Source organism: Neolewinella maritima, from assembly GCF_923081025.1.
In the GTDB taxonomy this organism is placed as follows: Bacteria; Bacteroidota; Bacteroidia; order Chitinophagales; family Saprospiraceae; genus Neolewinella; species Neolewinella maritima.
This window is the reverse complement of sequence record NZ_CAKLPZ010000001.1, coordinates 57,401-83,385: the sequence shown is the minus strand read 5'-3', so window position 1 is coordinate 83,385 and position 25,985 is coordinate 57,401. Positions and strand designations below refer to the sequence as shown.

General features: G+C 62.1%; 23 protein-coding genes. 14 read left to right on the top strand and 9 right to left on the bottom strand.

Annotation, left to right across the window (positions count from 1 at the left end):
• Positions 1-29: 29 nt before the first annotated feature.
• Positions 30-773 carry a class I SAM-dependent methyltransferase gene (locus MJQ68_RS00375; RefSeq protein ID WP_238748983.1) on the bottom strand — a complete coding sequence of 248 codons (744 nt, stop codon included), beginning with the start codon at positions 771-773 and terminating at the stop codon, positions 30-32.
• 173 nt (positions 774-946) lie between these two features.
• Positions 947-3,580 carry an ATP-dependent chaperone ClpB gene (gene clpB / locus MJQ68_RS00370; protein WP_238748982.1) on the bottom strand — a complete coding sequence of 878 codons (2,634 nt, stop codon included), beginning with the start codon at positions 3,578-3,580 and terminating at the stop codon, positions 947-949.
• Positions 3,581-3,835: 255 nt separating this feature from the next.
• On the opposite strand from clpB, the gene MJQ68_RS00365 reads away from it, so the two are divergent.
• The 4 genes from MJQ68_RS00365 to madM all read left to right on the top strand — a co-directional run bounded on the left by MJQ68_RS00365 (position 3,836) and on the right by madM (position 7,077).
• Positions 3,836-4,441 carry a DsrE family protein gene (locus tag MJQ68_RS00365; protein ID WP_238748981.1) on the top strand — a complete coding sequence of 202 codons (606 nt, stop codon included), beginning with the start codon at positions 3,836-3,838 and terminating at the stop codon, positions 4,439-4,441.
• A 74-nt stretch (positions 4,442-4,515) separates the two neighbouring features.
• Entirely contained in the window at positions 4,516-5,961 is a 1,446-nt protein-coding gene (locus MJQ68_RS00360; protein ID WP_238748980.1) for an acyl-CoA synthetase, read from the top strand.
• Positions 5,958-6,338 carry a malonate transporter subunit MadL gene (gene madL / locus MJQ68_RS00355; RefSeq protein WP_238748979.1) on the top strand — a complete coding sequence of 127 codons (381 nt, stop codon included), beginning with the start codon at positions 5,958-5,960 and terminating at the stop codon, positions 6,336-6,338. Before MJQ68_RS00360 ends, madL begins: the two co-directional genes overlap by 4 nt.
• Entirely contained in the window at positions 6,331-7,077 is a 747-nt protein-coding gene (gene madM, locus MJQ68_RS00350; protein WP_238748978.1) for a malonate transporter subunit MadM, read from the top strand. The genes madL and madM overlap by 8 nt, the downstream gene beginning before the upstream one ends.
• A gap of 1 nt (position 7,078) precedes the next feature.
• Here the strand turns inward: madM and bshA are convergent, their stop codons facing one another.
• Positions 7,079-8,242 (bottom strand): N-acetyl-alpha-D-glucosaminyl L-malate synthase BshA, encoded by a 1,164-nt coding sequence (gene bshA, locus MJQ68_RS00345; RefSeq protein WP_238748977.1) that lies wholly within the window; start codon positions 8,240-8,242, stop codon positions 7,079-7,081.
• 54 nt (positions 8,243-8,296) lie between these two features.
• On the opposite strand from bshA, the gene MJQ68_RS00340 reads away from it, so the two are divergent.
• The 9 genes from MJQ68_RS00340 to MJQ68_RS00300 all read left to right on the top strand — a co-directional run bounded on the left by MJQ68_RS00340 (position 8,297) and on the right by MJQ68_RS00300 (position 17,145).
• On the top strand, positions 8,297-9,619 hold the full coding sequence (locus MJQ68_RS00340) for a leucyl aminopeptidase family protein (protein WP_238748976.1): 1,323 nt from the start codon (positions 8,297-8,299) through the stop codon (positions 9,617-9,619).
• A 208-nt stretch (positions 9,620-9,827) separates the two neighbouring features.
• A complete protein-coding gene (locus MJQ68_RS00335; protein ID WP_238748975.1) occupies positions 9,828-10,202 on the top strand; it encodes a hypothetical protein in 375 nt (124 codons plus the stop codon).
• A gap of 117 nt (positions 10,203-10,319) precedes the next feature.
• Complete coding sequence (locus MJQ68_RS00330) at positions 10,320-12,698, top strand: TonB-dependent receptor (protein ID WP_238748974.1); 2,379 nt, start codon at positions 10,320-10,322, stop codon at positions 12,696-12,698.
• Positions 12,695-13,576 (top strand): DUF4249 domain-containing protein, encoded by an 882-nt coding sequence (locus MJQ68_RS00325; protein WP_238748973.1) that lies wholly within the window; start codon positions 12,695-12,697, stop codon positions 13,574-13,576. Before MJQ68_RS00330 ends, MJQ68_RS00325 begins: the two co-directional genes overlap by 4 nt.
• 100 nt (positions 13,577-13,676) lie before the next feature.
• Positions 13,677-14,276: an RNA polymerase sigma factor gene (locus MJQ68_RS00320; RefSeq protein WP_238748972.1), complete on the top strand. Its 600-nt coding sequence runs from the start codon at positions 13,677-13,679 to the stop codon at positions 14,274-14,276.
• Complete coding sequence (locus tag MJQ68_RS00315) at positions 14,273-14,557, top strand: hypothetical protein (protein ID WP_238748971.1); 285 nt, start codon at positions 14,273-14,275, stop codon at positions 14,555-14,557. The genes MJQ68_RS00320 and MJQ68_RS00315 overlap by 4 nt, the downstream gene beginning before the upstream one ends.
• Positions 14,558-14,565: 8 nt before the next feature.
• Complete coding sequence (locus tag MJQ68_RS00310) at positions 14,566-15,414, top strand: mechanosensitive ion channel family protein (RefSeq protein WP_238748970.1); 849 nt, start codon at positions 14,566-14,568, stop codon at positions 15,412-15,414.
• Between the two features lie 87 nt (positions 15,415-15,501).
• Positions 15,502-16,515: a DUF3078 domain-containing protein gene (locus MJQ68_RS00305; protein ID WP_238748969.1), complete on the top strand. Its 1,014-nt coding sequence runs from the start codon at positions 15,502-15,504 to the stop codon at positions 16,513-16,515.
• A 6-nt stretch (positions 16,516-16,521) separates the two neighbouring features.
• Positions 16,522-17,145 carry a uracil-DNA glycosylase family protein gene (locus MJQ68_RS00300; protein WP_238748968.1) on the top strand — a complete coding sequence of 208 codons (624 nt, stop codon included), beginning with the start codon at positions 16,522-16,524 and terminating at the stop codon, positions 17,143-17,145.
• Positions 17,146-17,174: 29 nt separating this feature from the next.
• Here the strand turns inward: MJQ68_RS00300 and MJQ68_RS00295 are convergent, their stop codons facing one another.
• The 4 genes from MJQ68_RS00295 to MJQ68_RS00280 form a co-directional block, all read right to left on the bottom strand.
• Complete coding sequence (locus MJQ68_RS00295) at positions 17,175-17,861, bottom strand: SDR family NAD(P)-dependent oxidoreductase (protein ID WP_238748967.1); 687 nt, start codon at positions 17,859-17,861, stop codon at positions 17,175-17,177.
• Between the two features lie 91 nt (positions 17,862-17,952).
• Entirely contained in the window at positions 17,953-18,225 is a 273-nt protein-coding gene (locus MJQ68_RS00290; RefSeq protein ID WP_238748966.1) for an HU family DNA-binding protein, read from the bottom strand.
• A gap of 212 nt (positions 18,226-18,437) precedes the next feature.
• Complete coding sequence (locus MJQ68_RS00285; protein ID WP_238748965.1) at positions 18,438-19,442, bottom strand: glycosyltransferase family 2 protein; 1,005 nt, start codon at positions 19,440-19,442, stop codon at positions 18,438-18,440.
• Positions 19,443-19,481: 39 nt separating this feature from the next.
• A complete protein-coding gene (locus MJQ68_RS00280; RefSeq protein ID WP_238748964.1) occupies positions 19,482-21,185 on the bottom strand; it encodes an ArnT family glycosyltransferase in 1,704 nt (567 codons plus the stop codon).
• 132 nt (positions 21,186-21,317) lie between these two features.
• Between MJQ68_RS00280 and MJQ68_RS00275 the strand changes: the two genes are divergently transcribed.
• Positions 21,318-23,438, top strand: a complete 2,121-nt coding sequence (locus MJQ68_RS00275) for a carboxy terminal-processing peptidase (RefSeq protein WP_238748963.1) — start codon at positions 21,318-21,320, stop codon at positions 23,436-23,438.
• 5 nt (positions 23,439-23,443) lie between these two features.
• On the opposite strand, the gene hisS is transcribed toward MJQ68_RS00275, so the two are convergent.
• Both hisS and MJQ68_RS00265 read right to left on the bottom strand, forming a co-directional pair.
• On the bottom strand, positions 23,444-24,802 hold the full coding sequence (gene hisS / locus MJQ68_RS00270) for a histidine--tRNA ligase (protein WP_238748962.1): 1,359 nt from the start codon (positions 24,800-24,802) through the stop codon (positions 23,444-23,446).
• A 6-nt stretch (positions 24,803-24,808) separates the two neighbouring features.
• On the bottom strand, positions 24,809-25,957 hold the full coding sequence (locus MJQ68_RS00265) for a tetratricopeptide repeat protein (protein ID WP_238748961.1): 1,149 nt from the start codon (positions 25,955-25,957) through the stop codon (positions 24,809-24,811).
• Positions 25,958-25,985: the final 28 nt, after the last annotated feature.

The window sequence follows — 25,985 nt, the reverse complement described above, 5'->3', positions numbered from 1 at the left end:
ACAAGTTTTAACGGGGTGGGGTTGGAGGCCTATTCCTTTACGAATACCATACAGTGTTGCCAGGGCAGGTTATCTATATTCTCCTGCAGCCGCAGGCCGACGGATGCCATCTCCCGCACGGCCTGTGCTTCCGATAGCTTATGCAGGCGTTTGATGGGTACCGTGGAATCTTCCATGCGGTATTCCAGCAGGACGAAGCGCCCACCCGGCCTGAGGGCAGTGACGATGTCCTGCATCATCTCCCGGGGGTGGGACAGCTCGTGGTATACATCCACCATTGTGACCAGGTCGACGGAGTTTGCTTCCAGATTCGGGCTGGTCTCACTGCCCTGTATGGGTGCTACATTCTCGATATCCTCCCGTTCGATCCGCTCGTTCAGTATGTCAAGCATCTCGGGCTGGATATCTACGGCGAATACCTTGCCCTGGGGGACCTTCCGGGCCATTCTAAAGGTATAGTAGCCGGAGCCGGCCCCGATGTCCGCAATCCGCTCGTCGGGCTGTATGTCCATATTCTCAATGGCCTGACTGACGTTTTCCTCCCGCTCCCGCTCCGGCCGCTCCAGCCAGTTGGCGGCGAGGTGGCCCATCACGTGGCTGATCTCCCGCCCCATATAGTACTTGCCGGTACCGTCCGGGGAGGGGGTCTTGAAGGTGTAGGGGGAGCTTGCTTCGTTCGTGGAAATCTCTTCCTTGGGTGATTTATCCTGTTGGGCGGTGCAAGCGGTGAACGTAGCCAGGCAAACCAGCAGGGGGAGCAGACGGAGGGGCATGTCGGTATGTTTTGCAGGATAAGCGAGACGGGCGGGAATGGTTCTCCGCCTACCCTGAAGGGGGAGATGGACAGCGGCTATAAAAAAGCCCCGACCCGGCAGAACCAAGTCAGGGCTTTTATCACGTTCAGACCGGCGCAGCCTTGCACCCGCGCTCTGCCGCAATCATTGGACTAGGCAAGCTCGACTTCCGACCCTACCCGCTCCGTATCCCGGGCTTTGCGGAACACCACCACATCCCCAAATACATCCAGGACCACCTGGCTGCCGGCCGGCATGTCGCCGTTGAGCATCTGCTTGGAGAGCTGGCGCAGTACCCGCTTTTTGATCACCCGCTTGAGCGGACGGGCACCGAACTCGGGGTTGTAGCCCTCGGCGGCCAGCCAGTCCATCGCTTCGGGCGCTACGGTGAGGTGGATATCCTGCGCGGCCAGCAGTTGCTTGACCTCGTTGAGCTGTAGCTCGACGATCTGCCGGATATCGGCGCGGCTCAGCGGACGGAACATGACCACGTCGTCGATCCGGTTGAGGAACTCGGGGCGCACGGTCTGCTTGAGTACGTTGAAGAGCGTGTCCTTGGTCTCCTCGATGATCTCCTCATCGTTGCTGCCGTCGATCTGGGAGAACTTCTCGCGGATCACCTCCGAGCCGATGTTGGAGGTCATGACGATGATGGTATTCTTGAAGTTGGCCACCCGGCCCTTGTTGTCGGTGAGCCGGCCATCATCGAGCACCTGCAGCAGGATATTGAACACGTCGGGGTGCGCCTTTTCGATCTCGTCGAGCAGCACCACGCTGTAGGGCTTGCGGCGCACGGCTTCGGTGAGCTGTCCGCCCTCGTCGTAGCCTACGTAGCCGGGAGGGGCACCCACCAGGCGGCTGACCGCGTGGCGTTCCTGGTACTCGCTCATGTCGATGCGCGTCATCATGTCGGCGTCGTTGAAGAGGTAATCGGCCAGGGCCTTAGCCAGTTCCGTTTTACCCACCCCGGTGGTACCGAGGAAGAGGAAGGACCCGATGGGACGGTCCTGATTACTCAGGCCCGTACGGCTCAGGCGGATGGCGTCGGCTACGGCCTCTACGGCTTCTTCCTGACCTACGACCCGCTCGTGCAGGGCCTCCTCCAGGTGCAGCAGCTTTTCGCGCTCGCTTTCGAGCATGCGGGTGACGGGGATGCCGGTCCAGCGGGCGACGATCTCGGCGATGTCTTCGCTGTCTACTTCCTCCTTGACCAGCATCTTGGCGTTGGACTGCATATCGATCAGCCGCTCGTTGAAGCCCTTCAGCTCGGCCTCTACGCCGGGGATCTGTCCGTAGCGGATCTCGGCTACTTTGGTGTAATCACCGGCCCGCTCCAGGCGCATGGCCTCGTTCTTGAGCTCTTCGATGCGCTGCTTGGACTGCTGGATGCCCAACACCACCTCGCGCTCGCTTTCCCACTGGGCGCGCAGCTCGTTGCGGCGCTCTTCGAGGTTGGCCAGGTCGTGATTGATGCGGTCGATCTTGGCGTCGTCGCCCTCGCGCTTGACAGCCTCGCGCTCGATCTCCAGTTGGCGGATGCGGCGTTCGATCTCGTCGAGCTCTTCAGGCATGGAATTCATCTCCAGGCGCAGGCGGGCGGCGGCCTCGTCGATCAGGTCGATGGCCTTGTCGGGCAGGAAGCGGTCGGTGATGTAGCGCTCCGAGAGCTGTACGGCGGCTACGATGGCCTCGTCCAGGATATTGATCTTGTGGTGGGTCTCGTAGCGCTCGCGCAGACCGCGCAGGATCGAGATCGCGTCTTCCTCATTCGGCTCGTCGACGGTCACCTGCTGGAAGCGGCGCTCCAGGGCCTTGTCGGTCTCGAAGAATTTCTGGTACTCGGCCAGGGTGGTAGCTCCGATGGCACGCAGTTCGCCGCGGGCCAGGGCGGGCTTGAGGATGTTGGCCGCATCCATGGCACCGGCGCCCTTACCGGCCCCTACGAGGGTGTGGATCTCGTCGATGAACAGGAAGATCTGTCCGTCCGCCTGGGTGACCTCGTTGATCACGGCCTTGAGCCGCTCCTCGAACTCGCCCTGGTACTTGGCCCCGGCGATGAGCGCGCCCATATCGAGGCTGTAGATGTCTTTTTCGCGCAGGTCTTCGGGTACGTCGCCGTTGACGATGCGGTGGGCCAGGCCCTCTACGATGGCGGTCTTACCCACGCCGGGCTCACCGATCAGGATGGGGTTGTTCTTGCTGCGGCGGGCCAGAATGTGCAGCACGCGGCGGATCTCCTCGTCGCGGCCGATGACCGGATCGAGCTTACCCTCGCGGGCTCGTTCGTTGAGGTTGATGGCGTACTTCTCCAGCGAATTGTAGCTATTCTCGGCGCTGTTGGAGGTCACTTTCTTGCCCCCCCGCAGTTCTTCGATCGCGAGCTTGAGCTCCTTTGCGCGGATGCCGGCGTCCTTGAGGACTTGTCCGGCGGGGTCCTTGACCTTGAGGGCGGCCAGCAGCAGGTGCTCGATGGAGACGTACTCGTCGCCCATCTCGCGGGCCACTACATTGGCCTGCTGGGCCAATTCTACGCCGTTGCGACTCAGCACCTGCTGGGCACCCGTCACCTTGGGTACGCCGGCTACGATCGCATCGGTAGCGGATTTAATTGCGTTGAAGTTCACCCCCAACTTCTTAAATAAAAAGGGCGTAACACTCTCATCTACCTCGAAGATCGCCTTGAGCAGGTGCGCCGGGTCGATGGACTGCTGCTGATTGCCCACCGCGATCTCGCTGGCCCGCTGTAGCACCTCCTGGCTCTTTATCGTGAAGTTATTAAAGTTCATAATATATTGTTTATCAGCGCAGTGCGCCGCTGTATTGGTAAGTTTGTGCCTCCCGGGGAGGTTCACCGTACTGCTGGCAAAATCCAGGCCCACCGGGACGGTTTGAAAATTTGTCAGTCTATTTTCTTCTTGCCTGACTTTATGTCATCAGCAAATCGGGCGGGGCCGCAGGTGCAATTCACGCTCGAGCCAGCCGTACTAATATAGGTCCTGACGTAGCAGTGTACTATGGACTGCCTGTCCTTATTTTCCGCGATGCAGTCAATTCCAGCTACCCCTAGTCGCCCTACACTATCAGCGCTACGCCATCTTCTGACTTACCTCCTGGTACTGGCTGGGCTGATGATGCCGCCCCACCTCACCGCCCAGGCACCCGCGTCGCCCGCCCGCACGAAAGTGACGCCGGTGGTGCCCTACGGCGGTATCTATACCCTGCCGGAGGCGACCGTAACGCCCGACCCCGAGCTGTCTTACCGACTGGTCATCGATGTAGTGACCGGCCAGGAAACGCCCGATAGCCTGGCGCAGGGACTGTACAACGTAGCCCGTATGCTCAACCTGTTCAGCGTGGGCGGCGTGCCGGACGAGCAGGTAGAAGTCGTACTGGCGATCCACGGCGGGGCCACCTTCGCGGTGATGAACGACGCGCTGTACCGCGAGCACTACGGCATCGATAATCCTAATCTGCCGCTAGTCCGAGCCCTGAAGGAGGCCGGCGTTCAGGTGACCGTGTGCGGACAGTCGCTGATCGGACGCGGTATTCCCGTCGATGGAGTAGCCCCGGAGGTGGAGGTGGCTACTTCGATGCTCACTACGGTGGCGATGTACCAGATGCGGGGGTACGGGCTGCTGCGGTTCTGAACGGCCCGTTGCGCTAGCTCCGCGTTCTACCGTCAGAGTGTAGCTTTGGTGGACTACCAACTACTCTCCCTCCTATGACCCTCGTCGACCGCGCATCTACCTTCCTGGCACGGACCGCCGTGGTCGACCCCACCGCTAGCTACACCTATTCACAGCTCCTGGACCGCTCGGCGAAGGTAGCCACCACCCTGCTCGCCGGCCAGACCGACCTGAAGGAAGACCGCATCGCCTTCCTCGTACCCCCGAGCTTCGGCTACGTGGCCCTACAGTGGGGCATCTGGCGGGCCGGGGGCATTGCCGTACCGCTCTGCACCAAGCACCCGACCCCCTCGCTGCGCTACGTGATCGAGGATACGCAGGCCAGTGCCGTGATCTATGCAGAGGAATTCGAAGCCGTACTATCGCCGCTGTTCGATACCGTGTCTACCCGTTTTCTGCGGACCGAGGACTTCGGTACCGAGACTAGCCCCTTACCCGACCTTGAGAGCGATCGGCGGGCCATGATCCTCTACACCAGCGGCACCACCGGCCGGCCCAAGGGCGTAGTGACCACCCACGCCAATATCGAGGCCCAGATCACGGCTCTGTTCGATGCCTGGCAGTGGTCGCAGGACGATCGGATCCTCAACATCCTGCCCCTGCACCACGTGCACGGCATCATCAACGTGCTGTCGTGCGCGCTGTGGAGCGGGGCCTGCTGCGTATTCCTTCCCAGGTTCAGCGAGCGGGCCGTGCTGGACGTTTTCCGCCGGGGCGAGGTGAACGTCTTCATGGCCGTACCCACGATCTACTACAAGCTGATCGCCTACTACGACGTACTGACGGAGGTGGAGCAGGAGGCTATCCGCAGCGCCCTGCGCGGATTCCGACTGATGGTCTCCGGCTCGGCCGCCCTGCCCGTATCGGTGCTCGAGCAGTGGCGCACGATCAGCGGACACACGCTGCTGGAGCGCTACGGCATGACCGAGATCGGCATGGCCATCAGCAACCCCTACGCGGGCGAGCGCAGACCGGGCTATATCGGTCAGCCCCTGCCGGGGGTAGACGTCCGCCTGGCCGATGATGGAGAGATACAGGTCAGGGGACCCAGCGTATTTCTGGAGTACTGGGCCCGACCGGACGCCACGGCCGAAAGCTTCACCCCCGACGGCTACTTTCATACCGGCGATATCGCGGTATACGAGCAGGGGGCCTACCGCATCCTGGGGCGCAACTCGGTGGACATCATCAAATCCGGCGGCTACAAGATATCCGCCCTGGAGATCGAAGAAGTGCTCCGCACCTACCCCGGCATCAGGGAATGCGGTGTCGTAGGCCTGCCCGACCCCGAGTGGGGCGAGGTGATCGGTGCCAGCCTCATCACCGATAGCGGCACGCTGGACCTGGACCAACTCACGGACTGGCTGCGCGAGCGGCTACCTGGCTACAAGCTGCCGCGCCGCTACATCTTTCAGGACGAGCTGCCGCGCAACGTCATGGGCAAGGTGACCAAGCAGGAACTCAAGCAGGCCTTCGCATGACCATTTACGGCGTAGCCCTGCTGGCCCTCTGCTTTCTGGTGGGTAAGATCACCGGTACCCTGCTGGGTGCGGCCATCGGCATCGACGGCGACGTAGGGGGCGTGGGCTTTGCCATGCTGCTGCTCGTCGTCGGTAACAACTGGCTCAAACACCGCGGTGGTTTGCGCAGGGTCACGGAGGGCGGCATCCTCTTCTGGAGCGCCATGTACATCCCCATCATTGTAGCCATGGCGTCGGTGCAGAACGTGCGGGCAGCCCTCACGGGTGGGTGGGTGGCCCTGCTGGCGGGCGTAGCGGCTACGGTGGGGGGCTTCCTGCTGGTCCCGGTTCTGTCGCGGATCGGACGGCCCGCCGCAACGCAGACCGAGCATGAGTGAGCTGATCGAAGCGGTCCTGATCAAGAACGGGCTGGTGTTCGCCTTTCTGTGTGTCGGACTACTGATGTGGGTGAGCTTCTGGGTATCGAAGCACGTGCTGGGCAGCAAGATCCCCGGCGTTGCCCTGGCCATCGTGGCGGGGCTGGCCCTGGCCTTCCTGGGCGATAAGAAGGGGCTGGCCGACGTACCGCTGTTTGCCGGTCTGGCCCTACTCGGCGGCTCCATGCTGCGCGACTTCGCCGTAGTGGCCACCGCCATGGGAGCCGATCTCGATAAGATCCGCTCGGCCGGTCTGGCCGGTACCGTAGCCCTGTTCCTTGGCGTGACGCTGTCGTTCGTGCTCGGTGTGGTGGTGGCCTTCCTGTTTGGCTACAGCGATCCGGTGAGTCTGGCCACGATCGGCGCCGGGGCCTGCACCTACATTGTCGGGCCGGTCACGGGCGGGGCACTGGGCGCCAGTTCGAAAGTTATCGCCATCAGTATCGCGGCCGGGGTGGTGAAGACGATCGTGACCACCGTAGCCACGCCGCTGGTGGCCCGCTCGATCGGACTGGATAATCCCCACGCCGCGGCAGTGTTTGGCGGATTGATCGGTACGACGAGCGGCGTGGCGGCCGGCCTGGCGGCTACCGACCCCAAACTCGTACCCTACGGCGCGCTGACGGCTACCTTTTATACCGGTCTGGGCTGTCTGCTTTGTCCGTCCGTATTCTTCATCCTACTGCGCTGGCTGGCGTAGCTCAGCAGTCCAGCACCGGCTCCTCGGGCCGCACGCGGCTTTCATCCAGCACCTTCTGGTAGTAGGCTTCGTACTTCGGGATCATCGCCTCGATATCGAAGCGTGCGGCCTGCTCCAGGGCCCGGGTGCGGAATCCGCGTAGCGACTCCTTGCTGTCCAGGATCTTCATCACATCCTCGGCCATCTTATCGACCATGCCTACGCCGGAGGTGAAACCGGTCTGCCCGTCGATATTGACCTCCGGAATACCGCCGACGTTGCTGCTCACTACGGGCACCTCGCAGGCCATGGCTTCCAGGGCGGCCAGCCCGAAGCTCTCGCTGGCCGAGGGCAGCAGGAAGACGTCGGCTACGGCCAGCAGTTCCTCTACGGCGTCCTGCTTGCCGAGGAAGCGGATGTCCTTGGTCAGGCCGAGGCGGCGGCTCAGGTCTTCGCACTTGCCGCGCTCGGGTCCGTCGCCGATGAGCAGCAGCTTGCTGGGCGTCTGGTCGTGGATGATCTTGAAGATGTAGATCACGTCGTCCACCCGCTTGACGGGGCGGAAGTTGGACACATGGATCAGGATGTGCTCCCCGTTCGGGGCGATGGCCCGCTTGAAGTGCTCCTTGTTGTCGCGGCGGAAGCGCTTGAAGTCGATGAAGTTGTAGATCACCTCGATGGGCCGGCAGATCTCGAAGTTGTCGAGCGTATCCTTGCGCAGGGACTCGGACACGGCCGTCACGCCGTCCGACTTATTGATCGCGAAGGTGATGGTGGGCGCGAAGGCCGGGTTGGAGCCCACCAGCGTGATGTCGGTACCGTGCAGGGTGGTCACGAAGGGCACGTAGCGGCCGCGGCTCAGCAGGATCTTGCGGGCCATGTAAGCCACCGCGGCGTGGGGTACGGCGTAGTGTACGTGCAGCAGGTCGAGCGCGTAGTTCTCCACCACGTCCACCAGCTTGGAGGCCAGGGCGGTCTCGTAGGGAGCGTACTCGAACAGGGGGTAGTCCGCGCCGCTGTCCACCTCGTGGTAGAAGACATTCTCATGAAAGAAGCCCAGCCGGGCCGGCCGCCGGTAGGTGATGAAGTGGATCTCGTGGCCCCGGCGGGCAAGCCCCAGACCGAGTTCGGTAGCCAGCACGCCGCTGCCGCCGTAGGTAGGATAACAGACCACGCCTATTTTCATGTCTTTCAAAATGCGGAAGGCCCGCAAATAGTTTGCTCCGGCTACCTTCGCGCCATGTCTACCACCATCACCCTGTTACCCGCCGAAGGAAACGACCCGTTCACCGATTCAGTCAAGCCGGGGAAGTACCTGCGCAGCCCCTCGGAAGCCCGCATCATCGCCCGGCTACCCAAAGACCCCGCACCCGCGACCACGCACACCCTGGGCCGTACCCTGAGCCATGAGGTCGGGCAACACCTGCAGTCGGACGTGACGGTAGAGGCGCCCGACGTGGACCCCGGACTTACCACGGCCTTTATCGGCGGACTCAAGCTAGGCAGCTACTCCGCCGGCGCGGGCAAAGCAGACCACACCCCCCACCCCCTCCTGGACGGCAGCATCCACTGGGCGGGCGGGGACGCAGGTGCGGAGCTCATCGTGACGGACGTGCAGGCCCGCATCATGGCCCTCGTGGACGCACCGGCGAACAAGAAACGTCCGCAGGACCTAGCGGAATGGGCCGTACAGAGCGGAAAAACCTACGGCTATAGCGTCAAGGTGCTGGACAAGGAGGCGTGCCGGGAGGAGGGGCTACACGCCCTGCTGGCCGTCAACCGCGGCAGTGAAGACCCCGCCGTGCTGATCGTGATGGAGTACCGCGGCGGGGCGGACGACGGTGACGTGACCGCCCTGATCGGCAAGGGGGTGACCTTCGATACCGGCGGGGTGAGCATCAAGGGCAGCCAGAACCTGCACCTGATGAAGTCCGACATGGGCGGAGCGGCCGCTACCCTGGGCACCCTGGAGGCCGCCGCCCGACTGAAACTGCCGGTCAACCTGATCGGTATCGTGCCGGCTACGGACAATAGTGTCGACGCCCTGAGCATCAAGCCCAGCGACGTGATCGAAAGCCACGCCGGCAAGACGATCGAGATCATCGACACCGACGCCGAGGGCCGCCTCATCATGGCCGACGGTCTGAGCTACGCCGTGAAGTACTACGCCCCCACCACCCTGATCGACGTGGCTACGCTGACGGGCTCGGCGGTGCGCACCTTCGGCTACGTCTGTGCCGCCACGCTGAGCAAGAACGAGAAGCTGGTGGAAGAATTCCGGCGGGCGGGCACGACTTGCGGGGAGCGCGTCTGGCCCCTGCCCCCCTGGGACGACTTCGGCAAGGGACTGAAGAGCGACGTGGCCGACGTGAAGAACTTCAGCGGCACACCCCTGCACGGCGCTACGGACGCCTTTAAGTTCCTGGAGCACTTCACGCACGACCACGAACGCTACATCCACTTCGACATCGCCGGGGTAGCCCTCAAGCAGGGTCCGTACGCCAAGGACCGGCAGGCGACCGGCTTCGGCGTACGACTATTTGTAGCCTGGCTGAGCCAGTAGCCCGCACCGGGTAGCGTCTGGTCATGGGTACTTAGTGGCAACCGCCGAGGGCGCGGAGGGGGGCGGAGCCGTACGTACCGCCCCGTGTTCCTCTGCGTTTCTCCGTGTCCTCCGCGGTTCGTACCCCAGACACACGGAACGCATAAAAACCGTTCGCAAAACCGAACAATTTGTTTTAAGTATGCTTTTAGGGGGTAAACAAGCCACCATGAAAGTACAAGTCCAAGAGAAGCCCCGCCTGCAGAACGGCCGCCACGTCGTCACCATCACCGAGATCTCCGAAGGGAAGAGCGAGTACAAGGGCATTCCCTTCTTTGCCGCCCGTATGGAGACCGAGGAGGGATTCGTCGAGCAGCGCTTCTACAACAGCGAACCCAGCAAGCCCATCCTGGCCGAGCTTATGCGCGCCGTGGAGATGGAAGGCGACGAGCTGGATACCGAGAAGCTGGTCGGTAAGGAGCTCAGCGTAGAGGTCCACGAGCGCAGCTACCCCGACCCCGATACCGGTGTCGAAAAGACCATCACCGAGGCCGGCCACTTTCTGAAAGTAGGCGAGGCCGATACCAGCGAACAGCCGAAGTAAGCTGTTTAAGCGTCTAGTACGTGTCACATCTGCGACCAACGGCGCACCGGGGACTAACTCCGGTGCGCCGTATGTCGTTAAGGGGGGTAGCTCTTTCTTTCCGCCAGACTAGTCCCGATGAAGCACTTCCTACTTACGTTCCTTGCCGTGTGTTGTACTCTGGGAGTATTCGCACAGACCAATGTGACCGCCCGGGGGTACGTGCGCGACGCGGCCAACGGCGAAACCCTCATTGGTGCCACCATCTACCTGGAGGGCACCAATAAGGGTACGTCCACCAACGAATATGGCTTCTACTCCCTTACCGTAGTACCCGGCACCTACACCATGGTCGTGAGCTACCTGGGCTTTGCTGACCAGCGGCGGGAGGTGGAGCTACTCGGCAATATGACGCTAGACTTCGATCTCGGAGAGGCCGGCAGCGTGCTCGAAGAGGTCGTCGTGACGGCTACGGAGGAGGACCGCAACGTGAGCACCGTACAGATGAGCGTGGAGCAGCTCGATATGAGCACCATCGAAAAGCTCCCCAGCCTGCTAGGAGAGGTAGACGTACTGCGGAGCATCCAGCTCCTGCCCGGCGTGACCAGCGTAGGCGAGGGAGCCGCTGGCTTCAACGTACGCGGCGGAAGTATCGATCAGAACCTGGTGATCCTGGATGAGGCTCCGGTATTCAATTCCAGCCACCTGTTCGGCTTCTTTTCCGTCTTCAATCCGGATGCGGTCAAGGGCGTAAAGCTCTATAAGGGAGGGATCCCCGCCCGCTACGGGGGCCGGCTATCCTCCATCCTCGACGTGCGGATGAAGGAGGGCAACAACCAGCAGTTCGAGCTGCAGGGCGGTATCGGTACCATCTTCAGTCGGCTGAGCGTGGAGGCCCCACTGGTGAAGGACAAATCCTCCTTCCTGCTGGCCGGCCGGCGCAGCTACATCGACGTCCTGGCCGCCCCCTTCCTAAGTGGCGACCTGGCGAATACCGAGCTCAACTTCTACGACCTCACCTTCAAGACCAACTACCGCTTCAACGACCGCGATCAGCTATTCCTGTCCGGCTACCTGGGCCGTGATGTCTTCAGCCCCGGCGACGACGCCGGCTTCAGCTGGGGCAACGCCACGGGGACCCTGCGCTGGAACCACCTGTTCTCCGACAAGCTATTTGCCAATCTGACGGCCTACTACAGCGATTACGACTACGCCATCGACTTCGGTAACGATCCCAACGAAGACGCCTTCAACTGGGACGCCAGCATCGTTAATACCAGCCTGAAGCCGGAGTTCTCCTTCTTCATGAGCCCCACCAACGTGCTGCGCTTCGGCGGTCAGGTGATCCACTACCGCTTCGAGCCGGCCAACGCCATCGCCGTGAGCCAGGGCGACCGGATCGACATCAGCGTCAACCGGCAGTGGGCCCTGGAGTCGGGAGCCTTCGTGGAGCACGAGGTCACCCTGTTCGACAAATTCAAACTGAACTACGGCATCCGCCTGAGTCACTTCGCCTACCTCGGTGGCCGCAATGTGTACACCTTCGGCGAGCCACTGCGGCAGGGACTCCCCCGTCCGCTGACCGGCTTCACCCCCACCGAGCGCAACGAGACAATCGAGGACTGGCTCAACTGGGAGCCCCGCGCCGCCCTGCAGTATACCCTTAGCGAGACCAGCTCCCTCAAGGCCAGCTACCAGCGCACCGCCCAGTACATTCACCTGCTCAGCAACACCACCGCCTCCATCCCCTTGGATATCTGGACGCCCAGCACCAACAACATCGACCCCCAACTGGCCGATCAGTTCGCTCTGGGCTACTTCCGCAACTTCCGGGACAATGCGTACGAGCTCAGTCTGGAGACCTACTACAAGTCGTTCGATAACCTGATCGACTACATCGATGGTGCCGATCTGGTGCTCAATGAGTTCGTCGAGGGACAGGTGCTGGTGGGTACCGGACGGGCCTACGGTACCGAGCTGCAACTCAAGAAGACCAAGGGCCGCGCCTCCGGCTGGATCAGCTACACCCTGGCCCGCACCGAGCGCCTAGTCGAGGGCATCAATAACAACGAGTGGTACCCCACCCGCTTCGATCAGACGCACAACTTCAACCTCACCGGCTTCTACGAGCTGAGTGAGCGCGTCACCCTCAGCGGCACCTTCGTGTACAACACCGGCACCCCCCTCACGCTGGCCAATAGCGGCTATTACCAGCTGGGCTACTTCGTACCCAACAACGCCGGCGATGCCCGGAACAACTTCCGCATTCCCGACTACCACCGGCTGGATGTTTCCCTCACCCTAGACCCCAAGAAGGAAAAGGCCGACCGCCGCTGGCAGGGCCAGTGGGTATTCGGGGTGTACAACCTCTACGCCCGCCGCAACCCCTTCACCGTCTACGGACAGCAGGCCGATGGCCGCAGCGCACCGGGTGCTGCCGTCAATACCGAAGCCATAAAGCTCTCCGTCGTCGGTAGCATCGTCCCCTCTGTATCCTACAACTTCACCTTCAAATGATGCGCTCGCTCCTCCTCCTCGCGCTCGCCGCGGCCCTGTGTACCTGTACCGACCCCATCGAGCTCACCACCGACTTCGAGACACCGGAACTGGTCGTGGATGCCTGGCTCACCAATACCTCCGAGCCGCAGACCATCCGCCTGACCCAGAGTCAGGACTACTACGCCAACCGCCTGCCCGCCGGGGTGACCGACGCGGAGGTCGTCGTATGCCTGGAATCCGGAACAGCCTGCTACCCCTTCGTGCACCAGGATTCGGGCCGCTACGTCTGGACACCCCAACCCGGCGAGACGATCGGTGCGGTGGGCGACCAGTTTGTATTAGGGATCCGGCAGGGGGGCGTAGACTACGCCAGCCGCACCACCATGAACCGGGTACCACCCATTGATTCGATCGCCGTGCGCCTGGAGGAAGAACGCCTCGGGCTGGACGAGGGCCGCTATGCTCAGCTCTACGCGCGGGACTTCACGGGAGTAGGCGATGCCTACCTCGTACGTACTACCATCAACGATACCCTGCTTAACCTGCCCCGGGAGCTCAACCTGGTCTATGATGCCACCTTCGATGCCGGAAGCGGGACGGACGGCATCGTATTTATCGCCCCCATCCGCTTCAATATCAACAAGCTCGACGAAGCGGGCAGTTTCATCCCCCTGGAGACGGATGATCGGATCGAGGTAGAGATCTGGTCCCTGAGCCAGGAGGCCTTTTTCTTTCTGAGCGTAGCGCGCGATCAGATCCAGAACGGCGATAACGGTATATTTCAGATCCCCGTAGCCAACTCCCCCGGCAACGTCATCAACCTGGCGACCGAGCAGCCGGCCCTGGGAGTATTCAACGTAGCAGCCGTCAGTGCCGCCAGCAAAACCGTGGAATAAGGCCCGTTCTCCTTTGTGGTACGTGACCCAGGCAGTATTTTAACGTCTCACCCCAGGTATACGCCGTTTGTCGGCGGTGTCTGCAATTACCCATTTTACCATGCCCAGCGGTACGTCCTTCCGTGGTTGTGATCCTTCGATGGAAGATATGGACATCATACGCGCCTACCGGGAACGCAAGCATGCCCTCTGCTTTCGCTTACTGTACGAGCGGTACGCCAGCCGTATCTACAGCAAGGCCATCACCATGCTGCACAAGCAAAGCGAGGCGGAGGATGCGACCCAGGAGATCTTCACCAAGGTGTTCCTTAGCCTGGACAAGTTTGAGGGCCAATCTAAATTCTCCACCTGGGTGTACTCGATCACGTACAATTTCTGTATCGACAAGATCAGGAAAGACAAACGCAGCCGCGCCCTCTTCGCCGACGAGGTAGCCGAGCCGCCCGACACCATCGAGGAGGTACCCGACGAGGCCCTGATGCACATGCAACTCAACGAGCTGCGCTACGTGCTGAGCCAGCTCACCCCACCCGAGCGCACCCTGCTGTTGATGAAGTACAAGGATGGCGTCAAGATCAAAGCCCTGGCCGACCTGCTGGGCAAAAACGAGTCAGCCGTCAAGATGCAGCTCAAACGCACCAAGGAAAAGGCCAAGCGCATCCACGACCGGCAGTTCACCACCCAAAGCTCCAACTCATGAATGCCTTCCTCTTACTGCAGGAGCAGGATGTAGCTGACTTCCGGGGCACGCGCAGTCGTGCCGTACGCCAACGGGTGGAGGGCAACCTACGCTCCGCGGAGTTCGTAGGTAGCCTCATCGAGCTGTTCGGCCCCCGGCTGGCCGATACCCTCAGCGTGTTGAGCGGGGGCACCCCCTCGCTGGTAGATGAGCAGTACCTCCGGCTGCGGGAGGGGGAAGACGACGATCCCTACGGTCAGCCACCGCGCGGCCCCGGCCCCTCCGCCTCCATACCTTCCTAACGCCTCCTATGGAATCCGTACTCGACCTTCTCCGCCTTCAGGCCTACCAGCTGCTCACCGTCATCCCGGCCCTGCTCAAGGCCCTGGTGGTATTTGTGGTCGGCTACGTCATCGCCAAAGTACTCTACCAGCTCATCCGCCGGCTGGTCGCGGCCTCCGGCTTCGACCGGCTCAGCGACCGGGTCATGGACATAGATCTGCTCCAGCGGGCCAACATCAAACTCGTGCCCAGTACGGTGCTGGCCACGATCGTATACTACTTCGTGCTCATCGTATTCACCATGGCCGCCGTAGACGCCCTGGGTATGGAGAAGCTCTCCGAGATGATGGCCCAGCTCGTGGCCTATCTCCCGAACGCGGTCACCGCCTTCATCCTCCTCATCGGGGGCATCTTCCTGGCGGATCGCGCCAAGCGCGTCGTGGTCGGGGCCTGCCGCTCGCTCGGTATCCCCTCCGGCAACCTGATCGGCAACGTGGTCTTCTACTTCATCCTGCTCAATATTATCCTGATCGCCCTCAAGCAGGCCCAGCTCCAGACGGCCTTCATGGAAAACAACATCAGTATCATTCTGGGCGGGATCGCGGGTGCGTTTGCCATCGGGTACGGCATGGCCTCGCGCCACATTATGGGCAACATTCTGGCTTCCTTCTACAACCGCGATCAACTGCAGGTGGGGGATGAGGTCAGCATCGACGGCAAGCGCGGTGAGGTAGTTCAGCTCAATACGGTCAGCATCACGCTCCAGAGTGAGGACTCCGAGTACACCATCCCCTTCAGCAAGCTCAGTAGCGCGGGCTTCGAGATGCACAGTCGCCGCACGTCCACCAGGCCCCTGCCGCCCCACCTCGAGCAGTAAGCCCTACATGGGCGTTCAGTGACTTAATTTGCAGCCGCGCTTAAGGGCCGTTATGCCCACCTCCCACGTACATTATCCATACCGACTATGCGTTATCTTTTTCTCCTTCTTCTTCTAAGCACTTCCGCTGTCGTATTCGCCCAGGAAGAGGAGGAAGAAATTCCCGACGGCTGGCGCAGTGGGGCCGGCCTGGGCCTCGACCTGGCCCAGCTCCTGCAGATCAACCCCAAACAGGGAGCCGGACAGAATCGCCTCGGACTGGGCGGTGCCTTCAACGGCTTTGCCAGCTACAAGATGGGCCGTAAGGTCTGGGACAACACCCTACTGTGGCAGTTCGGGGTCCAACGCCTCGGATCGGGCATCATTGGGCAGGGATCGAGCAGTAAGATCCCCTTCCAGAAGACGATCGACGAGTTTCGCCTCAACAGCAAGTACGGCTACCAGATCAAAGAAGACAGTGAACTCTACTACTCGGTCAACGCCACCTTCCTGAGTCAGCTCACCCCGACCTACCAGTTTCCCGACCTGTACTCCGGCAACTTCGTCAGCGATTTTCTGGAAACGGGACGTAGCCCACTCTCCAAATTTCTCTCTCCAGCCACGGCCACGCTATCGGTGGGTGTCGACTACAAGCCTACGCCAGAGTTATCGATCTTCTTCTCCCCGGTCGCTTCCAAGTTCATCATCGTGCTCAGCGATAGCATCGCCAGCCGCGGCGTGCACGGCAACCAGGTCAGTGGGGAAGCCAATTCCGCCGGCATTTACCCCGAGTTTCAGAACGTAGATGCCCAGCTCGGTGCCCTGGCCCAGATCCAGTACAAGGCCGCCCTGCTGCCCGACGACCGGCTCACCTTTTCCTCCACCCTGGGCCTGTACACCAACTACCTGCGCAACCCCCAGAACGTCGATGTAGACTGGCAGAACGGCCTGGCCTTCGCCATCACCGAGAATTTCCAGCTCAACCTGTTCGTCAATGCCTTCTACGACGACGATATCCGCGTACAGATCACGGACTACGACGCACCGAACGGCGTACGGGGACTGGGCCGCCGCGTCAGCATTACCGAGCAGATCGTACTTACCTACGCCCGCACGTTCTAGCCCCCCATGGCCGAAGGATTCACCCCCAACTACGCGCATCCGCTAACCGAGCAGGCCCGTGACTGCACGGTATGTGCCGCGCACCTGCCCCTGGGCCCTAATCCCATCATCCGCATTCATCCTGCCTGTACCATCGCCCTGATCAGTCAGGCCCCCGGCCGGCTGGCCCATCTGTCGAGCGTAGCCTGGGACGACCCCAGCGGCCGGCGATTGCGGGAATGGCTGGGCGTGACCGAAGAGCAATTCTTCGACTCGTCCACCTTCGCGGTACTCCCCATCGGCTTCTGTTATCCCGGTAAGGGCAAGGGTGGCGACCTACCCCCCCGCCCGGAGTGCGCCCCACTCTGGCAGGACCCACTGCTCGCCCTGATGCCGAACCTCCAGCTGAAGGTGCTCATCGGCGCTTACTCCCAGAAGCATTACCTGGGCGACCGACGCGGAAAGAACCTCACCGAGACCGTACGCAACTACGAGGATTATCTGCCGGAGTACTTCCCCATCCCCCACCCCAGTCCACGCAACGGCATCTACCTGCGGCGCAACAGCTGGTTCGAGGAGGTGAATGTGCCGCACTTGCAGCAGTTGGTGCATAAGATACGGTCGAGTGGCCTCCGGTCCGAGCCTATTTGATCAGTACTCGGACCGGAGGCCACTCGACCTTATATCCTACTCAGTCCGCCGTCCATACCGATCACCTGGCCGGTCATGAAGGCCGCCCGCTCGCTCAGCAGGTAGGCCGCCATACTGGCGATCTCGTCCGCGCCGGCGACGCGGTTGAGGGGGTGCCGCTTGGCGCTGGCTTCCCGCTTGTCGTCGCTGCCCAGCAGTTTCTCGGCCAGCGGGGTATCGGTCAGGGAGGGGGCAATGGCATTGACGCGGATTGTGGGGGCGTACTCGGCAGCCAGACTGCGCGTCAGTCCCTCCACAGCGCCCTTGGCCGATGCGATGGCGGCGTGGAAGGGCATCCCCCGCTGTACGGCGACCGTAGAGAAGAAGACCACGGAAGCCTGGGTGCTCTTCTTGAGCGTGCGCTCGGCGGCCTGCAGGCAGCGTACCGCACCTACGACGTTGAGCTGGAAGGCATCGTGAAAGGCCTCCGGCTTGAGGCTGCGGAAGGAGCGCAGGTCGATGCTGCCGGGGCAGTATACCAGTCCGTCCAGACTATCGGGTACGGCAGACTTGAAGTCGGCCCCGTCGTCGGTCACATCCAGGGAGGTGAAGGTGACGGTGGCGGGCAGGTCGCGGCGGTCGCGGGCCCAGACGTGGAGGGTGTGGCCGGCCTGTTGGAGCTGGTCGACCAGTGCGCGGCCGATGCCGGAGGAGCCGCCTACGATGAGGTAAGTCATGGGGAGTATGGTATAAAAACGACCCGACCGGCGGCTGCCGATCGGGTCGTTGGATTCAGGGCCTTTGGGGCCCTAATGGGGGTAGGCCGAATTAGTTGACCGACTCGCTGAGTTTCTTACCGGGCTTGAACTTCACTACGTTCTTGGCCTTGATCTGAATGGTCTCATTGGTACGGGGGTTACGTCCTTCGCGCGCTGGGCGGTTGGTGACCGAAAACGTGCCGAAGCCGATGAGGCTTACGCTGTCTTCCTTCTTCAGGGCGCCTTCGATGCTATCGATCATGGCGCTAAGGGCGGTTTCGGCTTGGTCTTTGGTCAGGCTGGCTTTTTCGGCGATGGCCGATACGAGTTCTCCTTTGTTCATTATGGGAATACTTTAGTTGTGAGTCGATGCGTCTGCACGCACCACCAGGAATGCCCTGGATATGGGTGCAAACGTAGGAATTTCCCCGGTGTTTATCGCCTAAGTCCTTATTTTCCTAGCGTTCCAGGCGTATTTCATGGGCGCGGCCGCCGGTGCGCAGCCAATTCAGGGGTAGGCGGAGTGCGACCCGGCTACGCTACACCAGCACGCCATCAGGCACTTCCTTCCTCCGTGGAGGACGGGCGAAGCCTAGCCACGCGCACCGGTCGTTCGGGCAGCTCCACCTCCCCGAACCGCTTGATTTCCCGCACTTTATACGGTTTCTTGTCCTGGCTCTCGTAGTACGTACGCATGAGCACCTCCACGATGATGCCCACCGTGACGAGCTGAATACCCGCCAGTACCAGCAGGGCCCCCAGGATGAGAATGGGCTTACCCCAGATATCCTGCCCCATAATCTTCAGCCCGAGCAGGTATACATTGATCAGGGCGCCAATAGCGAATAGGGCCAGCCCCGCCTGGGCGAACAGGTGCATGGGTTTCTGCAGGTACTTCTTAAGGAAGAGCATCAGCAGTAGATCACTCACCACCTTGAAGGTGCGGCCCAGCCCATACTTGCTCTGGCCGAACTGCCGGGCGTGGTGCTTGACCGGGATCTGGGTAATGCGTGCCCCCTCCAGGCTGGCCAGCACGGAGATGAAGCGGTGCAACTCCCCGTAGATACCCAGGTCCCGGGCGATCTCGGCCCGGAATACCTTGAGGGCGCAGCCGTAATCCCGCAACTGTACCCCACTCAGGTTGCGAATGATCCAGTTGGCGATCCGGCTGGGCAGCTTGCGGAGCACCGCGCCGTCCTGTCGGTTGATGCGCTCTCCGACGACCAGATCCCAGTCCTCCCGCTCCAGTAGCTGCAGCATGGCGGGGATATCGCTGGGGTCGTTCTGCAGGTCTCCGTCGAGGGTAGCGATGAAGTCCCCCCGGGCCACGTCGATGCCGGCCATCAGGGCCAGACTCTGTCCGTAGTTCTTGCGCAGCTCTACCACGACCAGGCGGGGGTCGATGAGGCTTTTGAGCAGCTTGACGGAACCGTCCGTACTGCCGTCGTCCACGTACACGATCTCGTAGTCGTACCCCCGCAGCGCGGCGTGGATGCGGTCGATCAGCGGGCGGATATTTTCCACCTCGTTGAGAATAGTGACTACGACGGAGAGGTACACAGGGGCAAAAGTACGCCCCAGTCACCGGCCGGGCCCGGCCTAGTCGTCTGCCGAGCCTTGCGGAGCTTGGCTCGTCCGCCGACTAGGTTTGACCTTAATCCCCGATCCCATCCCATCCTCCAACTCCTCCCCGTCCCCCGCCGGCACGGGCAGCGGGTACTGCAGGTAGCCCACCGGATACTTCGTCCGCAGGTGCCGCAAGTACAGCGAGTCGGTGGCCTCGATCCGCAGGTCCTGGTACTGGAGCGGACTACCTACGTAAACCACCCCCTCCGGATAGCGGTCGAAGTAGCGGGGCACCACCCGCCCGTAGGCCTGGGTGAGGTAGTAGCCGGTGGCGGGCTCCATGAGGGTGTAGCGGTATATGCCCAGGGGCTTGTCCGCATTGGTGCGTACGACCGACTCTGCCGTGGCCCGCACGGCGATCCCCCGCTCGTCCTCGGCGGCGCGGGGCGGCAGTACGAAGAAGTTGAAGGCCACGCGCAGGAGCAGCAAAAAGCAGCAAAAGATGAGCAGGAAGTTGCGCCGGTCGCGCCAGCCCGCCACCACCAGTGCACCGGCGGCCGCGCCCAGCAGGATACTCTTCGGCCAGGCGTAGGTGACGAGTTGTGTCTGGGGTACCAGGGGGGCCAGGGGCAGTACCACAGCCACTACGGTCATCATAGCCAGCAGCGTGTACCGCAGGATCGTATAGGTACTACTCCGCTCCCGCGCGTGGTACTGATGCAGCCACAGCATACTGGCAAACAGCAGCGGGACAAGCATGAGCAGGTAGCGGGGGTACACGTTCGGAGAGAGCCAGTATACGGGGATGTTGACCAGAAAGGCCACCAGACAGAAGGCAGCGAAGTCACTGGTCCTGAGCAACTGCCAACTGCCCCGCCGTAGTAGGTAGACGAGCAGGAAGGTCCAGGGCAGGAAGTGGTAGCTCATCTCGAAGGGGAAGGCCGCCACGTGGCGGACCGTCTCCCAGACCCCGTGGGCCACGGCGGTCCGCTTGCCGCTCTCGACGAACAGCCGCTCCCCCACCTGCGCCAGGTCGACGTAGTGGTCGTACTGCATGTAGTACAGCGCCAGCAGCGCCAGGCAGCCCAGGCCGCTCACCAAGTGGGCCGGACGCACGAGCTGCCACCAGGCCCGCCGCCAGCCCAGGATAGCGAACACGCTCAGGCCCTGAAACACGATGGCGGGTAGCCCCTTGAGCATGAAGGCGACGGCGGTGAGCAGGTAGGTCCAGCCGAAGGCCCGCCACCAGCGGCCGTCGCGACCGTAGTAGTACAGCAGCATGATCTGGGTGTACACTACCCAGCTGAAGGTGACGTCGATCAGGGCCAGCATACTGTCCCAGAAGAGCATGCGCCCGCAGGTGATGACCGTCAGGGCGTGAATACCGGCCAGGTAGCTACCGAAGTAGCGGCGGCTGAAGGCGTAGGTCGTAGCCGCGAAGCCCAGCAGACTCACGACAGTGGGCAGCCGGGCGGCCCACTCGCTGGCCCCGCCGTGGAGCGTGAAGCTCAGGGCCAGTAGCCAGTTCCAGAGGGGGGGCTTATTGAGGTAGGCATCGCCGTGCATGGCCGGGGCGATGTAGTTACCCGACCAGAGCATCTCCTGGGCGACCAGCGCGCGGATGGCCTCATCGTCGATGAAGACCATCAGGCCCAGGTGGATGAGCAGGGCGGGAAAAAGTAGCCCGAGGGCGAGAATGTAGTACCAGCGGCGCACTAGGACGAAGGTACGCGGCATTAATATGTTGTTAAACGGGAGAATGCCGGGGCGGGGACTCAACTACTCCCGCTCGCCAAACATTACCATACGGCTACTCCTTCAGGACCAAATGTATGCGGCGTCCGACGCGGAGATCAAAAAAGAAATCTTATGAAAACGAGAGGACCCCTGCTTTTTTCCGCCCTCGTAGTCGTGGTCGGCCTCATCGCTGCCGTTCGCCCCGATCATACCCCGCCGGGTGACGCCCCCTCGGTCATCCTGAAGACCATGCTCGCCAACCTGCAGAGCTACCATTACGAACCGAAGGACATTGACGACGACTTCAGCGAAGCCGTCTACACCCAGTACCTGAACGACGTAGACGGCGCCCGCCTGTTCTTCACCCAGGATGACATCGACGCCTTCGCCGAGTACCGGACCGCCATCGACGACCAGGCTAAGGCCGGGGAGTACACCTTCTACGAGCTGGTACAGGCGCATCTGGACGCCGATATGGATAAGGTGCAGGGCTGGTACGAGGAGATCCTGGCCGAGCCCTTCGACCTCGAGCAGGCCGGTGAGATGAAGGATACCGACGACGATGCCCCCTGGGCCGCTGACGACGCCGAGCTGCGGCAGTACTGGCACGACTACATGAAGCGCGAGCTACTCAGTCAGATCGTAGAGCGCCGTGAAGAACTCACCAAGGACACCACCGGGGCCGTACAACCCACCCTCGACAGCCTCGAGATCGAATACCGCGGCAAGATCCTGAAGCGCTACCAGGACTGGTTCAAGCGCATGCGCGAGCTCAAGCCCAGCGTAAAGGAAGCCCAGTACCTCAACGCGATGACCGCCGTCTTCGATCCCCACACCAGCTACTTCCGACCCAAGGATAAGGAGTCGTTCGATATTCGCTTCAGCGGCCGCCTGGAGGGTATTGGTGCTACACTGCAGACTTCGGACGAGTACACCAAGGTCACCTCGGTGGTCGTAGGCGGACCGGCCTGGCAGGGCAAGGAGCTGAAAGAAGATGATATCATCATGGGCGTGCGCCAGGAAGAAGGCGAGCTGGTCACCATCAAGGGCATGCCCCTGGAAGATGTCGTGGACAAGATCCGCGGTCCCAAGGGCACCACGGTATTCCTGAAGGTCAAGAAGCCCGACGGAGCGATCCAGGATATCGCCATCGAGCGGGATGTGATCGTCATCGACGACACCTACGCCAAGTCGCTCCTCATCGATGAGGACGACGACGAGAAGATCGGCTACATTAATCTGCCCAGCTTCTACGCCGATTTCCAGAACGAGGACGGCCGCTTTTCGGCCAAGGACGTAGCCGCCGAGATCGAAAAACTCAAGGATCAGAATGTCGACGGCATCATCCTCGACCTGCGCAACAACGGCGGTGGCTCGCTGCGTGACGTGGTCGATATGACCGGCTTTTTCATCCCTGAAGGCCCCGTCGTACAGGTGGCCGGTCGCGGCATGGACAAGGAAGTACTCAAGGATAAGGACCGCCGGGTACAGTACGACGGCCCGCTCGTCGTGCTCGTGAACCAGTACTCTGCCTCCGCCAGTGAGATCCTCGCTGCTGCCCTGCAGGATTACGGCCGTGCCGTGATCGTAGGCAGTACCTCCACCTTCGGCAAGGGCACCGTACAGCGCTTCATCGATATGGACCGCACCGTCAACGGCTACAGCGACATCAAGCCCTTGGGTACGGTGAAGCTGACCATGCAGAAGTTCTACCGCATCAACGGCGGCTCCACCCAGCTGCGTGGCGTAACGCCCGATATCATTCTGCCCGACAGCCGCTCGCTGCTGGAGACCGGCGAGAAAGAACAGTCCTCGCCCCTGGCCTGGACCGAGATCGAGCCCGCCAAGTACCGGCAGGATGTCTACAAGATCAACAATATGGACGCCCTACAGGCCCGCAGTGCCGAGCGCGTAGCCGCCAGCGCCACCTTCGGCCGTATTCAGGAGAACGCCGCCCGCGTGAAGCGGCAGCGCGACCGCGACACCTACCCCCTGGCCCTGACCGACTTCGAGTCGCTGCAACGCGCCAACCGCACGGAGGCCGAGATGTACGATGATCTGTTCGACGATGTAGTCAACCCCGGTGTGCTCAACCTGGAGGTCGATCTGGAGCCTATCCTGGCCGACGAGACCAAGGTGGCCCGCAACGACGACTTCAAGCAGAGCGTAGGCAAAGATGTCTACATCGAAGAGGCGGTAAATATCGTAGAGGACATGATCGCCCTGCAGGGCAAGCGGGTCGGTGGTCGCTAAAGAGCTTACTCAGTAGCTGACACCGGACGGACCAGGCTAGCGCGGGCGACCGTCTCCTGCTCCCCGCTCCGCATCGTTTTCACGGAATACTCTCCGCTCTGCGCCTCGCGGCTGCCGATGATGATCACCTTCGGCGCAGCACGCTGATCGGCGTACTTCATCATTTTACCCAGCTTGGCGGCGCTGGGATAGAGATCGGTATTACGACCGGCCTTGCGCATATCGCCCACCAGGTCGAAGCCGTGGCGGAGGCTCTCCTCATCCAGGCAGACCACCAAATACTCCAGGCTTTGGCTGGCATCTTCGGGGAAGCCCTCGAGCTCCTCCAGTACATCATAAATGCGCTCGGCGCCGAAGCTGATGCCCACGCCGGGTAGGTCGCGGCCGCCGAAGATGCCCATGAGATCGGCGTAGCGTCCGCCGCCGGCGATGCTGCCCATACGGATAGCGGGGTGCAGCTCGGGATCTACGGTCACTTCGAAAATGCAGCCGGTGTAGTAGTCGAGTCCGCGGGCCAGGGTGACGTCGAACACGACCCGGTTGACCAGCGGGCCGACGGAACTCAGCACCTCGCGCAGTTCGGTGACACCCCGTTGTCCTACGGCACTGTTTGCCAAAAGTGGGGCAACTTCTTCTAAATCGTCAGTATGCAGAAATTGCTTGATCGTGGCTACGGCAGTGGCGTCGATACCGCGGTCGAGCAGCTCCCGCTCGACGCCCTCCATACCGATCTTATCCAGCTTATCGACCGCTACGGTGATATCGCCCAGCCGGTCGGCATGACCGGCCAGCTCGGCCAGTCCGGCCAGGATGCCCCGGTGGTTCAGGCGGATCACTACCCCCAGGCCCAGCTTAGTGAATACCTCGTCGAGCAGTTGCGTCAGTTCGGCTTCGTAGAGCAGGCTATCGGAGCCCACCACGTCGGCATCGCACTGGTAGAACTCGTTGTAGCGGCCCTTCTGCGGCCGGTCGGCCCGCCAGACGGGGGCGATCGCGTAGCGCTTGAAGGGAAAGGCCAGGTCGTTCTGGTGCATCACCACGTAGCGGGCGAAGGGCACGGTAAGGTCGTAGCGTAGCCCGCGCTTGGAAATTTGCGAAAGTACGGCGGTACTGTCCTTGGCTGCCAGGTCCTGCTCCTTAGCCTTGCTCAGGAAGTCGCCGTTATTGAGCACCTTGAACAGCAGCCGGTCGCCCTCCTCACCGTACTTACCGGTCAGGGTACTGAGGTTCTCCATCACCGGCGTCTCGATGGGCTGGTAGCCGTAGCGGTGGAAGTACGTACGGATGGTATCGAAGATATAGTTGCGGCGGCGCACCTCGTGGGGGAGGAAGTCGCGGGTGCCTTTAGGCAGGGAGGGCTTCATAGGGGGTCAAAGGTCGGACAAAAGTTGCTGGGCCTGCCGCCGGTAGGGGTGATCGGGTGCCGCAGCGATCGCCTGTAGGGTGTGCTTTGCACCGGCGGCCCCGCCCTGACCGAGTTGTGCCAGGGCGTCGTACCACTGGGCGGCGGGCCGGTGGGGGCTCTGGTCGGGCAACTCGGCCAGCCACTCGCGGGCGCGGGCCGGATCGTTGAGGGCCAGTGCGGTCACGCCCAGGTAGAGCGGGGCGGCGGGGTAGGCAGCGGCCGTAGGCAGCAGTTCATCATAGGCCGTGCGGTACTCGCCCCGGTCGTAGTAGTAGAGGATGCGCTGGAGGTCGCGCTCGTCTTCCGTCGCTGGTTCCCGTACCGTAAAGATATTTGGGTAGGGCTCGAAGTACTTCGTGTATAGCGAGCCCGTCGTTGCGCCACCGAAGGTCGTATAGGCCAGGTACAGCAGCACGCCGAACAGCGCCCCCGCCAGTACGATCCCCGCCGAGGGCCAGTTGAAGGCAGGAGCACGGCGCGTGAGGGAGACATCGGATGTCTCGTTTGTGCGCACTGGCGAGTCACTCGAGGTTTGCGGGGTCGCGGGTGCGGCGGATTGTAGGGTGGCCAGGAGGTCCTGCCGGCCGGCTACGGTGATGACGGATGGCCAGAGGAGTTCAGCGGCTGGGCCATCCAGGCCTGCCCGGGCGCGAGTGTCTTCGAGGGGATCGGTGAGGACGTCCGGGTCTTCGTCCTCGCCGTCCAGTGCACGCAGCAGGGCGGGCGGGTCGAGCCGGTGGTAGTCGGCTAGCAGGAGCAGCTCGCGGTCGGCTTCCGGCAAGGCCTGTAGGCGGGTGAGCAGTTGCTGGCTGCCGGCATCCAGCTGGACGGTACGTGGCAGGTGGTCCAGGGGATTGTCGCCCAGCGGAACGGTATCCTGGGGGGGCGGTGCACCGAAGTAGGTGGCGGCCAGGGCGGTCACGTAGTAGAGCACCTCGCCGCGGTAGGGGTGGGTGGGGTCCATGCTGGCTTCGTACCAGCCTACGAGGGCACGGCGGTAGTTGTGGAGGGCTGCTTGCTCGGGATAGCCGCGTGCCGCGGCCCACTCCAGGTAGTCCGCGCGGTACTGCCGGTGGTAGGCGAGGAGCTCGGCGAGGTGGCGACCGTCTTGCATGGGGTGAAGGTACACCGTGGCTGCAGCG

What these genes read in the sequence shown, in the direction of transcription:
- MJQ68_RS00375 (WP_238748983.1), bottom strand. Translation starts at nt 773, where the DNA reads ATGCCCCTCCGTCTGCTCCCCCTGCTGGTTTGCCTGGCTACGTTCACC.
- clpB (WP_238748982.1), bottom strand. Translation starts at nt 3,580, where the DNA reads ATGAACTTTAATAACTTCACGATAAAGAGCCAGGAGGTGCTACAGCGG.
- MJQ68_RS00365 (WP_238748981.1), top strand. Translation starts at nt 3,836, where the DNA reads ATGCAGTCAATTCCAGCTACCCCTAGTCGCCCTACACTATCAGCGCTA.
- MJQ68_RS00360 (WP_238748980.1), top strand. Translation starts at nt 4,516, where the DNA reads ATGACCCTCGTCGACCGCGCATCTACCTTCCTGGCACGGACCGCCGTG.
- madL (WP_238748979.1), top strand. Translation starts at nt 5,958, where the DNA reads ATGACCATTTACGGCGTAGCCCTGCTGGCCCTCTGCTTTCTGGTGGGT.
- madM (WP_238748978.1), top strand. Translation starts at nt 6,331, where the DNA reads ATGAGTGAGCTGATCGAAGCGGTCCTGATCAAGAACGGGCTGGTGTTC.
- bshA (WP_238748977.1), bottom strand. Translation starts at nt 8,242, where the DNA reads ATGAAAATAGGCGTGGTCTGTTATCCTACCTACGGCGGCAGCGGCGTG.
- MJQ68_RS00340 (WP_238748976.1), top strand. Translation starts at nt 8,297, where the DNA reads ATGTCTACCACCATCACCCTGTTACCCGCCGAAGGAAACGACCCGTTC.
- MJQ68_RS00335 (WP_238748975.1), top strand. Translation starts at nt 9,828, where the DNA reads ATGAAAGTACAAGTCCAAGAGAAGCCCCGCCTGCAGAACGGCCGCCAC.
- MJQ68_RS00330 (WP_238748974.1), top strand. Translation starts at nt 10,320, where the DNA reads ATGAAGCACTTCCTACTTACGTTCCTTGCCGTGTGTTGTACTCTGGGA.
- MJQ68_RS00325 (WP_238748973.1), top strand. Translation starts at nt 12,695, where the DNA reads ATGATGCGCTCGCTCCTCCTCCTCGCGCTCGCCGCGGCCCTGTGTACC.
- MJQ68_RS00320 (WP_238748972.1), top strand. Translation starts at nt 13,677, where the DNA reads ATGCCCAGCGGTACGTCCTTCCGTGGTTGTGATCCTTCGATGGAAGAT.
- MJQ68_RS00315 (WP_238748971.1), top strand. Translation starts at nt 14,273, where the DNA reads ATGAATGCCTTCCTCTTACTGCAGGAGCAGGATGTAGCTGACTTCCGG.
- MJQ68_RS00310 (WP_238748970.1), top strand. Translation starts at nt 14,566, where the DNA reads ATGGAATCCGTACTCGACCTTCTCCGCCTTCAGGCCTACCAGCTGCTC.
- MJQ68_RS00305 (WP_238748969.1), top strand. Translation starts at nt 15,502, where the DNA reads ATGCGTTATCTTTTTCTCCTTCTTCTTCTAAGCACTTCCGCTGTCGTA.
- MJQ68_RS00300 (WP_238748968.1), top strand. Translation starts at nt 16,522, where the DNA reads ATGGCCGAAGGATTCACCCCCAACTACGCGCATCCGCTAACCGAGCAG.
- MJQ68_RS00295 (WP_238748967.1), bottom strand. Translation starts at nt 17,861, where the DNA reads ATGACTTACCTCATCGTAGGCGGCTCCTCCGGCATCGGCCGCGCACTG.
- MJQ68_RS00290 (WP_238748966.1), bottom strand. Translation starts at nt 18,225, where the DNA reads ATGAACAAAGGAGAACTCGTATCGGCCATCGCCGAAAAAGCCAGCCTG.
- MJQ68_RS00280 (WP_238748964.1), bottom strand. Translation starts at nt 21,185, where the DNA reads ATGCCGCGTACCTTCGTCCTAGTGCGCCGCTGGTACTACATTCTCGCC.
- MJQ68_RS00275 (WP_238748963.1), top strand. Translation starts at nt 21,318, where the DNA reads ATGAAAACGAGAGGACCCCTGCTTTTTTCCGCCCTCGTAGTCGTGGTC.
- hisS (WP_238748962.1), bottom strand. Translation starts at nt 24,802, where the DNA reads ATGAAGCCCTCCCTGCCTAAAGGCACCCGCGACTTCCTCCCCCACGAG.
- MJQ68_RS00265 (WP_238748961.1), bottom strand. Translation starts at nt 25,957, where the DNA reads ATGCAAGACGGTCGCCACCTCGCCGAGCTCCTCGCCTACCACCGGCAG.